General features: G+C 71.5%; 11 protein-coding genes. 5 read left to right on the forward strand and 6 right to left on the reverse strand.

From position 1 onward, the window contains the following. Positions 1-26 precede the first annotated feature (26 nt). A complete protein-coding gene (locus ACYU96_RS03710) occupies positions 27-692 on the forward strand; it encodes a CYTH domain-containing protein (RefSeq protein WP_460749169.1) in 666 nt (221 codons plus the stop codon). A gap of 56 nt (positions 693-748) precedes the next feature. Here ACYU96_RS03710 and ACYU96_RS03715 read toward each other — a convergent pair whose 3' ends face one another. The 3 genes from ACYU96_RS03715 to ACYU96_RS03725 form a co-directional block, all read right to left on the reverse strand. After that, positions 749-1570, reverse strand: a complete 822-nt coding sequence (locus ACYU96_RS03715) for a M15 family metallopeptidase (protein ID WP_460749171.1) — start codon at positions 1568-1570, stop codon at positions 749-751. Between the two features lie 209 nt (positions 1571-1779). Beyond that, positions 1780-2868, reverse strand: a complete 1089-nt coding sequence (locus ACYU96_RS03720) for a hemolysin family protein (protein ID WP_460749173.1) — start codon at positions 2866-2868, stop codon at positions 1780-1782. Beyond that, positions 2865-4265 (reverse strand): hemolysin family protein, encoded by a 1401-nt coding sequence (locus tag ACYU96_RS03725; protein WP_460749174.1) that lies wholly within the window; start codon positions 4263-4265, stop codon positions 2865-2867. The genes ACYU96_RS03720 and ACYU96_RS03725 overlap by 4 nt, the downstream gene beginning before the upstream one ends. A gap of 150 nt (positions 4266-4415) precedes the next feature. On the opposite strand from ACYU96_RS03725, the gene ACYU96_RS03730 reads away from it, so the two are divergent. The 3 genes from ACYU96_RS03730 to ACYU96_RS03740 all read left to right on the forward strand — a co-directional run bounded on the left by ACYU96_RS03730 (position 4416) and on the right by ACYU96_RS03740 (position 10461). Then, positions 4416-5189: a response regulator transcription factor gene (locus tag ACYU96_RS03730; protein ID WP_460749176.1), complete on the forward strand. Its 774-nt coding sequence runs from the start codon at positions 4416-4418 to the stop codon at positions 5187-5189. Between the two features lie 4 nt (positions 5190-5193). Beyond that, positions 5194-6348, forward strand: a complete 1155-nt coding sequence (locus tag ACYU96_RS03735; RefSeq protein WP_460749177.1) for a sensor histidine kinase — start codon at positions 5194-5196, stop codon at positions 6346-6348. Positions 6349-6696: 348 nt separating this feature from the next. Further along, entirely contained in the window at positions 6697-10461 is a 3765-nt protein-coding gene (locus ACYU96_RS03740; protein ID WP_460749179.1) for a multifunctional oxoglutarate decarboxylase/oxoglutarate dehydrogenase thiamine pyrophosphate-binding subunit/dihydrolipoyllysine-residue succinyltransferase subunit, read from the forward strand. Positions 10462-10534: 73 nt separating this feature from the next. Here ACYU96_RS03740 and ACYU96_RS03745 read toward each other — a convergent pair whose 3' ends face one another. After that, positions 10535-11140, reverse strand: a complete 606-nt coding sequence (locus ACYU96_RS03745; protein WP_460749181.1) for a GDSL-type esterase/lipase family protein — start codon at positions 11138-11140, stop codon at positions 10535-10537. Between the two features lie 266 nt (positions 11141-11406). Continuing rightward, positions 11407-12345 (reverse strand): aldose 1-epimerase family protein, encoded by a 939-nt coding sequence (locus tag ACYU96_RS03750; protein ID WP_460749183.1) that lies wholly within the window; start codon positions 12343-12345, stop codon positions 11407-11409. 173 nt (positions 12346-12518) lie between these two features. On the opposite strand from ACYU96_RS03750, the gene ACYU96_RS03755 reads away from it, so the two are divergent. After that, a complete protein-coding gene (locus ACYU96_RS03755) occupies positions 12519-13514 on the forward strand; it encodes an aldo/keto reductase (protein WP_460749185.1) in 996 nt (331 codons plus the stop codon). Positions 13515-13577: 63 nt separating this feature from the next. Here ACYU96_RS03755 and ACYU96_RS03760 read toward each other — a convergent pair whose 3' ends face one another. After that, the gene (locus ACYU96_RS03760) at positions 13578-14381 is read right to left on the reverse strand and encodes a DUF4097 family beta strand repeat-containing protein (RefSeq protein WP_460749186.1); all 804 of its coding nucleotides are present in this window, start codon (positions 14379-14381) and stop codon (positions 13578-13580) included. Positions 14382-14392 lie beyond the last annotated feature (11 nt).

Raw genomic sequence — 14392 nt, forward strand, 5'->3', positions numbered from 1 at the left:
TCCAGCGGGCGAAGGGGGAACCTGCCATGAGCGGCCTCGACGAGACCGGGCACGATGCCGGCTCGGACGCCGGATACCGCGACTTCGAGTTCGAGCGTCGCTTCTTCGTCCGCGACTTCCCGCGCGAGCTCCGTGACGCGCCCGCCCTCATCGTCCAGTCCTACTTCGTGGCCGACGCCGGCTACGCGCTGCGCGTCCGCGTCCAGGCGGACGACGTCGACATCCCCCAGGAGCCCGCCACCGGCGCGGAGAGCATCCTGCGGGCACACGCCGACGCGATCGACTTCGCCGCCGTGACGGTGAAGGGGCCCGCCGTGGGCGGCACACGCTACGAGGCGGAGCGCCCGCTCGACCCGAGCATCGCGATCGAGCTGGTCCGGCGGGGAGGCAGCCCCGTCGTCAAGACGCGGTACGCCGCGTGGCTGGGCGCGGACGGCTGGTCGATCGACGTGTTCGGCGGCGCGAACCATCCGCTGATCGTCGCCGAGTGCGAACGCTCCGGGCCGGTCACCGACCTGCAGATCCCCGACTTCTGCGTCACGGAGATCACCGACGACGCCCGCTTCGCGAACGATTCCCTCGCCACGACGCCGTACGGCAGGTGGGCGACGACGTTCGACGCCGAGCTACGCGCCGACGGCCCGCGGTTCCGGCAGGACTTCGGGCCGAACTCACACCTCAGCACCGGCTGAGCGACCGAGCGACCCGCGCCAGGAGGACGCCCGCCGCCAGAGCGGGCAGGGCGGCCTCAGCCGTTCCAGAGCCCCAGCTCCTGCACGCCGTTCACGTACTCCCAGTGCCACGGCTCGTACTTCTCGCCGCCCACCTGGGCCCAGGCCGGGTTCTGCCAGCCGTAGGCCGGCGCGTTCGCCCACAGCCAGGAGTAGACGTCGCTGCTGGACGTCTCCTGCTTGCAGATGTCGACGGCGAGCCCCCAGCCGTGGTTCGAGGTACCGGGCGACGCAGCCCAGTAGCCGAGCTGCGCCTTCACGGCGTACTGCGTGTCCAGGTCGCGGTAGCTCGCCACGAGGCACATGTTCCGCCCGAACCGCGCACGGAACGCCTCGTTGAGGGCGGACAGCGAGACCGCCGCATCCGGCCGGAGCCGCTCGTCGGCCTGCCACAGCTCGCACAGCGAGTGGTCCGCGAGCAGTCCGTTGCCACCCTCGACCGTGGTGTCGAAGTTGCAGTCGGGCAGCGGGCTCCGGTCGGCCTCGCGGCTCACGGCCTGGGTGTCGGCGCGCTCGATCTCCGGTGCTGCCATCACGTTCTCGGACGCACGAGGCGCGGTCTCCGGCTCGGTGACCAGGTCGAGGGGCGTGGGCCCCGTCGGGGTGGCCTCGACCTCGAACGGCGACTCGCCGCTCCGCTCGGCGTGCTGGCCCAGGGGTGCACCGATCGTGGCGGCCGCTAGCGTGCCGAGCACCGCGGTGCGGGACAGGAACCGCTGCGCGGGTGCGGTGCGCGGCTCGGGGGACCCTCCTCGGTCGCTCCGGGCCGGGCGGGGAGCCCGCCGGGTCGTCTGGCTCCGCTGCAGGGCTTCACGGCGAGCACGCCGGGTCGAGTACACGGGTGGTACACCTGGGCCGGCCGCTGGCTCCACTGCTCCTCCGAGGTCACTGCCGCAGCCCCCTGATGCGGCGGATCGTTATCCGGGCCTGACCTTAGCCGTCGTTCGCGGAGGTGCCAAGCCGGTCAGTACTCGGATGTGCGAAATACCACCCTTGCTACCCATAACCTCTGTAGCCGGGCCAGGACGCCAGCCTGTGACCCCGACCGTCAGCGCCGCTGCATCGCGTCGCGCACCTCGCCGACCAGCTCCTCGAGGATGTCCTCCAGGAACACGACACCCAGCAGCGCGCCGCCGTCCCCGACGACCCGCGCGAGGTGCGCCCCCGAGCGCTGCATGACGCGCAGCGCGTCCTCCACCTCGTCGCCCGGCCGCACGCTCGCCAGCGCCCGCACACGCCACAGCGCCACGGGCTCGGTCCGTGCCTCACCCGCCGCGTACAGCACGTCTTTCAGGTGCAGGTACCCGATCAGGCGCCCGCCGTCGCCGTCGCCGCCCGCTCCACCGTCCGCGCCGCCGCCCACCACGCTCCCCGCCGACAGCACCGGGAACCGCGAGAAGCCGTGCTCGGCGACGAGCCGTTCGACCTCGTCGGGCGTCACCCCCTCGGCCAGCGAGACCAGCGAGCCGACGGGGACCATGACGTCGCCCGCGGTCTTGCCGGAGAACTCGAGGGCACCGGCCAGCAGCCCCTGCTCGTCCCGCAGCACGCCCTCGGCCTGCGAGTGCTGCACGATCGACTGCACCTCCTCCGCGGTGAACGCGGAGGCGACCTCGTCGCGCGGCTCGACGCCCGCCAGGCGCACGGTGTGGTTGGCGAGCCAGTTCAGGGCGCCGATGACCGGCCGGACCACCCGGGCCAGCAGCACGAGCGGCGGCCCGAACCACAGCACCGCCTTCTCCGGCCTGGCCACGGCCAGGTTCTTCGGCACCATCTCGCCGAGCACCACGTGCAGGTACACGACGATCGTCAGCGCGATCGCCATGGCGATCGGGTGGGCGAGGGCCGGACTGGCGCCGATCGCGTGCAGCGGCTCCTCGAGCAGGTGCGCGAGCGCCGGCTCGGCCACGATGCCGAGGCCCGTGGAGCACACGGTCACGCCGAGCTGCGCGCACGCGAGCATCAGCGAGACGTGCTCCATCGCCCAGAGCACGGTCTGCGCGCGGCGGTTCCCGGCGGCCGCGAGCGGCTCGACCGCGGACCGCTTCGCGGACAGCACGGCGAACTCCGCGCCGACGAAGAACGCGTTCCCGGCCAGCAGCGCGACGGCGATCAGGATCGCGGTGGTCGTACTCATCCGTGCATCTCCTTCTTCGCACGCCGGTGTCCGACGGCGGCCTCGGCACGAGCCTCCCCGGTGTCGTCGGGCAGCGGGCAGACCCGGACCCGCTCGACGCGACGCCCGTCCATCGACTCGACACGCAGCAGCACGCCGGGGACGGTCACCTCGTCGCCGGTTCGGGGCACACGCCCGAGCTCGGCCATGACGAGCCCGCCGAGCGTCTCGTAGGACGCGCCCTCGGGGACGACGACGCCCGTGTTCTCCTCCAGCTCGTCCGGCCGCAGGCCGGCGGGCACCAGCCACTCGTCGTCGGGCGCGCGGACGACGCCGGCGCGCCGCCGGTCGTGCTCGTCGGCGACCTCGCCCACGAGCTCCTCGACGACGTCCTCGAGCGTGACCACCCCGGACGTCCCGCCGTACTCGTCGACGACGACGGCCATCTGCAGCCCCAGGTCGCGCAGCTCGACCAGCAGCGGGCCGAGCCGCACGGTCTCCGGGACCCGGGGCGCGTCGACCATCAGTGCGACGGCCGGGACCTCGGCCCGGCGCTCGTGCGGCACGCCGACGGCCCGGCGCAGGTTCACGAGGCCGACGACGTCGTCCCGGTCCTGCCCGATCACGGGGAACCGGGAGTGCCCGGTGCTCACGGCGAGCCGCACGACGTCGGCCGCGGTGGCGTCGCGCTCGACGACGACCATGCGCATGCGGTCCGTCATGACGTCGTCGGCGCTCAGCTCGTCGAGCTCGATCGAGTTGGTCAGCAGGCGCGCGACACCCTTCTCCAGCGTGCCCTCCGCGGCCGACCGACGGACCAGCGAGGCGAGCTCGGTCGCGGACCGCGCGCCGGACAGCTCTTCGCGCGGCTCGACACCGACCCGGCGCAGCAGCGCGTTGGCCGAGCCGTTGAGCAGCAGGATCAGCGGCTTGAAGAGCACGGTGAACACGTGCTGCACCGGGATGACGAGCCGCGCGGTGCCGAGCGCCGACGACAGCGCGAAGTTCTTCGGGATCAGCTCGCCGAACAACATGGAGAAGCCGTTCACCAGGACGAGGGCGAGCACGGTCGAGAGGGTCAGCGCGACGGCGTCGGACAGCGGGAAGCCGCCGAACGCCGCTGTGAGGAGGCTCACGAGCGCGGGCTGGGCGGTGTAGCCGAGCAGGATCGTGGTGACGGTGATGCCCACCTGGGCGGAGCTGAGCTCCGTGGAGAGCCGCTTCAGCGCGGCGCGCACGGCGCGGTCACGGCGCCGGGGCCGCGCGGGTCTTCCGGACGAGCCCGGACTGTCACCCTCCTCGTCGTCCCCGACGACGGCGGGGTCCAGAGTGACCAGGGAGAACTCTCCGGCCACGAAGATTGCGGTACCTGCGGTGAGGAGCACCCCGACGGCGACCATGATCCAGTCGACGGTCATCGGGGGCTCCTGGGATGGTGCTCGATCATCGTGAGCATGATCGTAGCGTCAGTCGCCGGCGCTCGGGGCGCCACGGCACCAGGGGTACGACATGCCCGCTTCCGGCCCGGGTTCAGCATCCTTTCAGGCTCAGGGGTGCAAGATGGACCCATGTCTTCAGGTACGCCGCAGCAGCCGGGCAGCCCCGCCCGCCCCGACCCCGCCTCGTCGGGCGCCACCGGTACTGGCCAGCAGAGCGCCACGATCCTGGTCGTGGAGGACGAGCCGACCATCGCCACGGCGATCGCCCAGCGGCTGTCCGCCGAGGGCTGGCGGGTCGAGGTCGCGCGCGACGGCCTGTCCGGCGTCGACGCGGCCGTGCGCCTGCGTCCCGATGCCATCGTGCTCGACGTGATGCTCCCCGGGATCGACGGTCTCGAGGTCACCCGGCGGATCCAGGCCGAGCAGCCGGTGCCGATCCTCATGCTCACGGCCCGCGACGACGAGACCGACATGCTCGTCGGCCTCGGCGTCGGCGCCGACGACTACATGACCAAGCCCTTCTCCATGCGCGAGCTCGTCGCCCGCCTCAAGGCCCTCCTGCGGCGGGTGGACCGTGCGGCCCAGGCGGCGGCCTCGACGCCGTCGGAGCCGCCGATGGCGATGGGAGACGTCACCGTCGACCGCGCGCAGCGCCGCGTCTACCGCGGCGGCGACGAGATCCACCTGACGCCCACCGAGTTCGAGCTGCTCGTCATGCTCGCGTCCTCCCCCAAGACCGTCCTGACGCGCGAGCGCCTGCTGGCCGAGGTCTGGGACTGGGCGGACGCCAGCGGCACCCGCACCGTGGACTCGCACATCAAGGCGCTGCGCAGGAAGCTCGGCTCGGACCTGATCCGGACCGTGCACGGCGTGGGGTACGCGTTCGAACCGCCGTCGGCGTGATCCGATGAGCCGGAAGCTGCCCGGCGTCGCCCGCACCCTGCGCGACGTCCGCCCGCTCGATCCCCTGCGCTCCATCAAGATCAAGCTCGGCATCCTCGTCGCCTCGACGGTGACGCTCGCGATGATGATCACGTGGCTCGGTCTGCAGCTCCAGATGGGACCGAGCCGCACGTTCCCGGTGGCGATCCTGCTGTCGCTGTTCCTGACCCAGTTCCTGGCGCGCGGCATGACGTCGCCGCTGCGGGAGATGACGCACGCCGTGCAGGCGATGGCCGACGGCGACTACACCACCCGCGTGCGCGCGACGAGCCGTGACGAGGTGGGCCAGCTCGCCGCCGCGTTCAACCAGATGTCCGAGGACCTCGCGTCGGTGGAGCAGACGCGGCGCGACCTCATCGCGAACGTGTCGCACGAGCTGCGCACGCCGGTGGCCGCGCTGCAGGCGCAGCTGGAGAACATGGTCGACGGCGTGGTCCCCGCCACGCCCGCGATGCTGGAGCAGGCGCACGCGCAGACCGAACGTCTGACCCGCCTGGTCACGTACCTGCTGGACCTGTCCCGCCTCGAGGCGGGCGCGTCGGCGCTGTCGGTGTCGGTGTTCGACGTCGGCGACCTCATGGAGGAGTGCGCCGACGGCCTCCAGATGGTCGACGCCGCGAAGGACCTGCACTACATCATCGACGTGACGCCGCCGGACCTGCAGATCGAGGCGGACCGCGAACGGCTGCACCAGGTGCTGACGAACCTGCTGCAGAACGCGATCCGGCACTCGCCCACGGCGGGCGACGTCCGCATGGACGCCTACCCGGTGGACAACACCGTGGTGCTGGAGGTCAGCGACCAGGGCCCGGGGATCGCGCCGGAGGACCGGGAGCGGATCTTCCAGCGGTTCGCCCGCGGCACGGCGTCGGTCCCGGGGGCGACGGCACCCACGGCGCCAGGCCCGGACAGCGGCCTGGGGGCGGCGTCCGGGGGCACGGCGCCGCCGGCGAGCGGCGGCACCGGGATCGGGCTGGCCATCGTCCGCTGGGCCGTCGAGCTGCACGGCGGGCACGTCGAGGTGGCGGACTCCGGGAGGGGCGCCACGATGCGTGTCACGCTCCCGGCCCGGGCGCACCCGGCACCCGGCGTCGCCGCCGAGCGACTGGTCGGCGAGTAGGCGCCGGCGCGTTCCTGGATCCCGTCAGGGCGCCGAGGACAACCCCGCAGGGTGGTGATCTCCGTCACATGGATCAGGGATTGTCTCGCCCGATCACGGGCCGAAAGCGCGGCGTTGACGTGTTCCAGAACGAAGGTTGCCCGTCTTTTGCCTGCCCAGCAGAATTCATGACGAAGCATCGTCCATGACACTTCGGCGACGCCGAGAACCTGTGGACGTCACACCCGCTTCAGAGCCCATAAGGCATACCCTTGTCCTGTCCGAAACCATCGGACTGAGGCCGTGACCGGTCAGCGCCGGCACCCTCACAGAGCGCACGACTATTGGGTGAAGGTGGGCGATCCGCGCGTGTCCCCTAAGGCTGGTTCAGAGTCGATCAGCGTGGCGAGCTCGTCGTTCGGAGCCAATGAATGGCTTGTGGACGAGCTCTACCAGCAATACCTGAAGGACAAGAACACCGTCGACCCGGCGTGGTGGGAGTTCTTCGAGGACTACACGCCATCGCAGGACAACGGCCGCAAGACGACCGGCACCGAGACGCAGGCGGCTGCCCCTGCCGCCGCTCCGGCCACGCCGAGGACGCCGTCGCTGTCGGGCAGCCAGGGCACCGCAGCGGCCGAGGCCGCGCAGCTCCCCGTGGAGAAGGTGATCCCGGCCGACCCCAAGGTCACCGCCGCCGCCCCGCCCGTCGCCACGCCGGCCGTGCAGGACTACGGCCAGTCCCTCCTGCAGCCCAAGCCGCACCACGACGATGCCGTCGACGACGTGCAGAAGCTGCGCGGCCCCGCCGCCCGCGTCGTGACCAACATGGAGTCCTCGCTCGAGGTCCCCACCGCCACCTCGGTGCGCGCCGTGCCCGCCAAGCTCATGGTGGACAACCGCATCGTCATCAACAACCACCTCAAGCGCGGTCGCGGCGGCAAGATCTCGTTCACCCACCTGATCGGCTACGCGCTGGTCGAGGCGCTGAGCGACATGCCGCAGATGAACGCGCACTACGAGACGGTGGACGGCAAGCCGGGCGTGAACCAGCCCGGACACGTCGGATTCGGCCTCGCGATCGACCTCGCCAAGCCGGACGGGACCCGCCAGCTCCTGGTACCGAGCATCAAGAAGGCCGAGGAGCTGGACTTCGCCGAGTTCGTCGCGGCCTACGAGGACCTCGTCCGCAAGGCGCGCGGCGGCAAGCTCGGCGTCCCGGACTTCCAGGGCACCACCGTCTCGCTGACCAACCCGGGCGGCATCGGTACGGTGCACTCCGTGCCGCGCCTCATGCAGGGCCAGGGCACCATCGTCGGTGTCGGCGCGATGGACTACCCGGCCGAGTTCGCGGGCGCGTCGGACGAGCAGCTCGCGCGCATGGGCGTCTCGAAGGTCATGACGCTCACCTCGACGTACGACCACCGCATCATCCAGGGTGCGCAGTCCGGCGAGTTCCTCAAGATCATCGCGGAGAAGCTGCTCGGGCTCGACGGCTTCTACGACCGCGTGTTCGCCGCGCTGCGCGTCCCGTACGAGCCGGTGCGCTGGGTACGCGACAACACCGTCGACTCCGACGTCGAGGCGGCCAAGCCCGCCAAGATCGCCGAGATCGTCCAGGCGTTCCGCTCGCGCGGCCACCTCATGGCGGACACCGACCCGCTCGCCTACCGCCAGCGCAAGCACCCCGACCTGGACATCCAGAACCACGGCATGACGCTGTGGGACCTGGACCGCATCTTCCCGACCGCCGGCTTCGGGCCGAAGCCGAAGATGAAGCTGCGCAACATCCTCGGCCTGCTGCGCGACTCCTACTGCCGCTCCATCGGCGTCGAGTACATGCACATCGCCGACGTGGCGCAGCGCAAATGGCTCCAGGAGCGCCTGGAGTCGGGCTACGCCAAGACCCCGCGTGAGGACCAGCTGCGCATCCTGCGCCGCCTGAACTCCGCCGAGGCGTTCGAGACGTTCCTGCAGACCAAGTACGTCGGCCAGAAGCGCTTCTCCCTGGAGGGCGGCGAGTCACTCATCCCGCTGCTCGACTCGATGCTCTCCCAGGCCGCCGAGGGCGGGCTGGACGAGGTCGGGCTCGGGATGGCCCACCGCGGCCGGCTCAACGTGCTGGCGAACATCGCCGGCAAGAGCTACGCACAGATCTTCAAGGAGTTCGAGGGCCAGATCGACCCGAAGTCCGTGCAGGGCTCGGGCGACGTGAAGTACCACCTGGGCACGGAGGGCACGTTCACCGCGGAGTCCGGCGCGACCACCAAGGTGTATCTCGCGGCCAACCCGTCGCACCTGGAGGCCGTGGACCCGGTGCTCGAGGGCATCGTCCGCGCCAAGCAGGACCGCATCGACCTGGGCGCCGACGGCTTCTCCGTGCTGCCGATCCTGGTGCACGGTGACGCCGCCTTCGCCGGCCAGGGCGTCGTGCCCGAGGTGCTGAACCTCGCGCAGCTGCGGGGCTACCGCACCGGCGGCACCATCCACGTCATCGTGAACAACCAGGTGGGCTTCACCACCGGCCCGCAGTCCTCGCGGTCCACCACCTACGCGACCGACGTCGCCAAGGGGTACCAGGTTCCGGTCTTCCACGTGAACGGTGACGACCCCGAAGCCGTCGTCCGCGTCGCGGAGCTCGCCTTCGCGTTCCGCGAGCAGTTCGGCCAGGACGTCATCGTCGACCTGATCTGCTACCGCCGCCGCGGTCACAACGAGGGCGACGACCCCTCGATGACGCAGCCGATGATGTACAACCTCATCGAGGCGAAGCGGTCCGTGCGCAAGCTGTACACGGAGAACCTCGTGGCACGCGGCGACATCACGGTCGAGGAGGCCGAGGCCGCGCTGCAGGACTACCAGAAGCAGCTCGAGCGGGTCTTCACCGAGACGAAGGCCGACTTCGAGCCGGCGCCGCAGTCCGAGCTCATCGCCGGCCTGGAGCGCCCGGAGGCGCAGCTCGAGGACGCCGGGACGATGGTCGGCTGGCAGACGGCGATCAGCCACGACGTGCTGCAGCGCATCGGCTCGGTGCACACGACGCCCCCGGAGGGCTTCAACGTCCACCCGAAGCTCGCCAAGCTGCTCGAGACGCGCGAGATCATGTCCAAGGACGGCGGCATCGACTGGGGCTTCGGCGAGCTGGTGGCGTTCGGCTCGCTGCTCATCGAGGGCACCCCGGTGCGCCTCGCCGGCCAGGACTCCCGCCGCGGCACCTTCGTGCAGCGCCACGCGATCCTGCACGACCGCGACACAGGCGCCGAGTGGACCCCGCTGCTGTACCTGACGCCGGAGCAGGCGAAGTTCTGGGTGTACGACTCCTCCCTCAGCGAGTACGCGGCCCTCGGGTTCGAGTACGGCTACTCGGTGGAGCGCCCCGACGCGCTGGTGCTCTGGGAGGCGCAGTTCGGCGACTTCGTCAACGGCGCCCAGACGGTGATCGACGAGTTCATCTCGTCCGCCGAGCAGAAGTGGGCCCAGTCGTCGTCGGCGGTCATGCTCCTGCCGCACGGCTACGAGGGCCAGGGGCCGGACCACTCGTCGGCTCGCATCGAGCGCTTCCTGCAGCTCGGCGCGGAGAACAACATGACGATCGCGCAGCCGAGCACCCCGGCGTCGTACTTCCACCTGCTGCGCCGCCAGGCGTACGCCCGCCCGCGCCGCCCGCTGGTGGTGTTCACGCCGAAGCAGCTGCTGCGGCTCAAGGCGGCGGCCTCGGCGGTCGAGGACTTCACGTCGGGCACGTTCCAGCCGGTGCTGAGCGACACCTCCGTCGACGCGGCGAAGGTGGACCGGCTGATCCTCTGCACCGGCCGCGTGTACTACGACCTCCTCGCCGAGCGCACCAAGCGTGGCGACGAGGGCGTGGCGCTCGTCCGCCTGGAGCAGCTCTACCCGTTCCCGGAGGAGCAGGTCCGCGCGGAGATCGCGAAGTACCCGAACGCCGAGGTCGTGTGGCTGCAGGACGAGCCGCAGAACCAGGGCGCGTGGTCGTACATGCACCTCGCCATGCCGACGGACCTTCCCTACGTCAAGGTGATCAGCCGCGACGCGTCGGCCAGCACGGCGGCGGGCACGGCGCGGCTCCACCAGGCGCAGCAGAAGCACCTCCTGGAGCAGGCCTTCACACGCTAGGCGCACCGTCCCGGGCCAGCCACTGGCCCGGGACGGCCGGGGCGAACGCCCGAGGACGGGACCGACCGGTCCGTCAGGCCTCGTCCTGGTGGATCCCCAGCCATGCGTGCCAGCCCGTGTGCAGCACCAGCCACGCCATGAGGCCGTAGCCGGCCTGGCCCGGGTAGGTCGTGCCGTGCTGGGCCAGGTCCGCCAGCCACTGCTCGTGCTGGGCGAGCGGGGTGTACGTGTCCACGTACGGCACCCGGCGCCGGCTCGCGACGTCGGCGAAGGCGTCCGACAGCTCCGCGATCCGGTCCCCCTGCTCCGGTGTCCCGGGAGGCGGCCCGACGACGAACGTGGACGTCCTGTTGGCCTCCGCGACGTCGAGGATGTTGGCCAGGTTCAGGCGGGAGCGCGCCACGGACATCCCGGAGGCGACGTCGTGCCGTCCCAGCGCGACGACGAGCCGGTTCGCGACCTCGCCGTCCGGGCCGAAGCGCACCTTCGTCTCGTCCTCCCACCGCGTGCTGAGCTGGGTCGACGTCTCGCCCGGGATGGCCAGCGTGAACACCATGGCCGGCCGTCCGAAGTTCGTCCGCGCCACGACACGACCGGTCCAGCCGAGCGCTCTCGCGTCACCGACACCGGTGGCCAGCTCGTCGCCGACGACGCAGATGCGCACCTCGCGTTCCTGCACGGACCTCTCCTTGCCTCAGCACTCCTGCTGCCGCTCCCCGGGCCCGCTGCGGGCGGGTGTCACCGACCTCGGCTCACCCTCCGTCGTACCCTTCGTCGCGTCAGTATTGATCGTGCCGCTCCTCGGACTCCGCTCCGGGTGAGTGCCTCGTCCCCTCGGCTCTCACCCTCCGCCGCGCCCTTCGTCGCGTCAGTCGGCCGGACCGCACGTCGCCCCGGCCGGCTCCATTGTCGGTCAACCGGGATGTACCACCTGGGATTTGACGCTCAGGCGCGCCGTTCGTCGAGCAGAGTGACACCCCACCGCACCCGGTGCGTGTCGGCCGGAGCGAGCCGCACGAGGCGGTCGCCCGTGACGAACGCGTCCGCATAACAGCTCATCGGCTCCGCGGCCAGGCCCGCCCGGCGGTGCCCGTCGGCGACGTGGTCGCCCGAGCAGGCCTGCCACACGTCCATCGAGTCGTCCATCCACAGCGCCGCCGTGCGGCCGTCCGTCCCGGTGAGCCGGATCCAGGCCAGCCCGTCGTCGTCGCGCAGGACGTCGACGAACGCGTCGTCCAGGTCGCGCCCGGCCATGCTCACCGGCTCCCGCATGTCGAACATGCCCGCCACGGGCTCCGTCCCTGTGGGGAGCAGGCGCTCGTCGGTGGTGACCCGTGTGGCGGCGTCGAGCCGGACCACGCAGTCGTCGAGGTCCGCCCCGCCCGTGGAGAGCCACGGATGGAACCCGGCACCGTACGGCGCCGTGCCGGCGCCGACGTTCGTCGTGGCCAGGGTCACGGTGAGGCCGCCGTCGGACAGCGCGTACGTGATCTGCGCGGTGAGCTGGAACGGGTACCCGGGCTGCGGGACGACGTCGAGGCCGAGCGTGACGGACACGTCGGTGCGGTCGACCAGCCCCCAGCGCTCCCACGCGGCGAGGCCGTGCAGCGCGGTGCCGCGTGCCGGCTCGGTGACGGGGAGGGAGTATCGGACGCCGTCCGCCTCGTAGGCGCCGTCGCGCAGGCGGTTGGGCCAGGGCAGGAGCACCGCACCGTTGAAGACGGGGTTGACCTCGTCGACGGCGAAGGGGACGACGACGTCGCGTCCGCCCACCGTGTACTCACGGAGCGCCGCCCCGACCTCGGTGACGGTGGCCCGCTGCTCGCCGTACGAGATGCTGTGCTGGGTACCGGACGGCGCGGGTACCGTCTGTGGGTCTGTCATCACCCTCACACCTTAAAGGTGCCAGGGAACCAGGAAGTTTCCGCGCCGTACGGATAGCGTGGGAAGGCAGGCTACCCATGCGCAGCGCGAACCCCGGGGGTCGCTGCGTCCCCACACGGCCCGAGGGTGGGCCACGCGGACGGCACACGTCCGTGAAATGCGCAGGAGGATCGATGGAACAGCAGGTACTCGGACGGTCGGGCCGCCTCGTGTCGGCCGTAGGCCTGGGCACCTGGCAGCTCGGGGCGGACTGGGGCGAGGTCTCCGAGACCGACGCCCGCGACACCCTGGAGGCCTCCCTCGAGGCAGGTGTGACGTTCTACGACACCGCCGACGTCTACGGCGACGGCCGGAGCGAGCAGGTGATCGGCACGTTCCTGAAGGACCACGCCGACGCCGGCATCACCGTGGCCACGAAGATGGGCCGCCGGATGGACCAGGTGCCCGAGAACTACGTGCTCGCCAACTTCCGCGAGTGGACGAACCGGTCGCGGAAGAACCTCGACGTCGAGCGGCTCGACCTCGTGCAGCTGCACTGCCCGCCCACTGCCGTGTACTCGTCGGACGAGGTGTACGACGCGCTCGACACCCTCGTGGACGAGGGCGTCATGGCCCGCTACGGCGTGAGCGTCGAGACGACGGCGGAGGCGCTCACCGCGATCACGCGCCCTGGCGTCGCCACCGTGCAGATCATCCTCAACGCGTTCCGGCTCAAGCCGCTCGACGAGGTGCTGCCCGCGGCCTCCGAGGCCGGGGTCGGCATCATCGCCCGCGTCCCCCTCGCCTCCGGCCTGCTGTCCGGGAAGTACACCAAGGACACGCAGTTCGCCGAGAACGACCACCGCAGCTTCAACCGCGACGGTGCCGCGTTCGACGTCGGCGAGACGTTCTCCGGCGTGCCCTACGAGGTGGGCATCGAGGCCGCGGAGCGCTTCACCGAGCTGGCGGCCACGTGCTTCGACGGGGCCCTCACCCCGGCCCAGGCCGCCATCGCCTGGGTGTGGCAGCGCCCGGGCGTCTCGACCGTCATCCCCGGCGCCCGCAACGCCGACCAGGCGCGCGCGAACGCCGCGGCGGGCGACGCGGCGACGCTGGGGCCGCTGTTCACCTCCGGGGTGCGGGAGATCTACGAGGAGCTCGTCGCCGGGCACGTGAGCGCCAAGTGGTGACCGAGGACCGGCGGTGAGGGGCACTCCCTCACCGCCGGTCCTGGCCGTGTGGGCTGTCGGTGATCAGCCGCGCAGGACTGCCGCGGCGCCCGAGACCGTGTTGGTGGAGAGGTAGCAGACGGCGCCCTTCTCCGGGTGGTCGACGACGACCGTGCGCTGGGCGCTCGACTCCAGGGGGGTGCCGTCCAAGGTGACCTTCCCCGTGACGCTGCGGGCGCGGAGGTTGACCGGGGTGCCCGGGTCGAGAGTGATCGTGACCGCGCCCGCCACCGTCTTGGCCGAGATGAGCGGCGTCGTGCCCGACGACGCCACGTCCACGGGACCGGACACGCCGTTGATCGTCACGCGGCCGAGGCCGCCCGAGACGGTCGCCGGGCCCGAGGCCTGGTTCACGACGACGTCGCCGGTGTGCTCGCTGACCACGATCGCGCCCGAGACCGACTTCACGGAGAGCGACCCGGAGGTGCCCGTGACGACCACGGCGCCGTTGACGCTCTTGACGATCACTCCGGCCTGGCTGCCGGTCACGGTCGCCTCCGCGCCGACCGTCGCGACGTCGACCGCCGCGCTCGCGGGCACGGTGATCCGCACGACGGCGGAGTCCTGGTCACGCAGGCCGCGGAAGCGGTCCACGAACCCCTCGATCCCGGGGAAGTCGTAGGCGACGCGGAGCTTGCCGTGCTCGGCAAGCACCTGGAGGGGGCGGGAAGAGACCTCGAGCACCTCGATGGTGGCTCCGGAGGTGCGCGCCGGGTCGGCAACGATCTCGGCCCGGCCGTTGGTGAGGCGGGCGGTCAGCGAACTGGTGTCGGCGACCTCGATGGTCTGCGGGGCGGCGACGCTCCAGGACTCGGTGGTCATGGTCATGCTCCGTTCGT

Source organism: Myceligenerans cantabricum, assembly GCF_054777735.1.

Coding starts and splice junctions, on each gene's coding strand:
- ACYU96_RS03750 (WP_460749183.1), bottom strand. CDS start 12,345: ATGACAGACCCACAGACGGTACCCGCGCCGTCCGGTACCCAGCACAGC.
- ACYU96_RS03710 (WP_460749169.1), top strand. CDS start 27: ATGAGCGGCCTCGACGAGACCGGGCACGATGCCGGCTCGGACGCCGGA.
- ACYU96_RS03760 (WP_460749186.1), bottom strand. CDS start 14,381: ATGACCATGACCACCGAGTCCTGGAGCGTCGCCGCCCCGCAGACCATC.
- ACYU96_RS03755 (WP_460749185.1), top strand. CDS start 12,519: ATGGAACAGCAGGTACTCGGACGGTCGGGCCGCCTCGTGTCGGCCGTA.
- ACYU96_RS03720 (WP_460749173.1), bottom strand. CDS start 2,868: ATGAGTACGACCACCGCGATCCTGATCGCCGTCGCGCTGCTGGCCGGG.
- ACYU96_RS03735 (WP_460749177.1), top strand. CDS start 5,194: ATGAGCCGGAAGCTGCCCGGCGTCGCCCGCACCCTGCGCGACGTCCGC.
- ACYU96_RS03730 (WP_460749176.1), top strand. CDS start 4,416: ATGTCTTCAGGTACGCCGCAGCAGCCGGGCAGCCCCGCCCGCCCCGAC.
- ACYU96_RS03725 (WP_460749174.1), bottom strand. CDS start 4,265: ATGACCGTCGACTGGATCATGGTCGCCGTCGGGGTGCTCCTCACCGCA.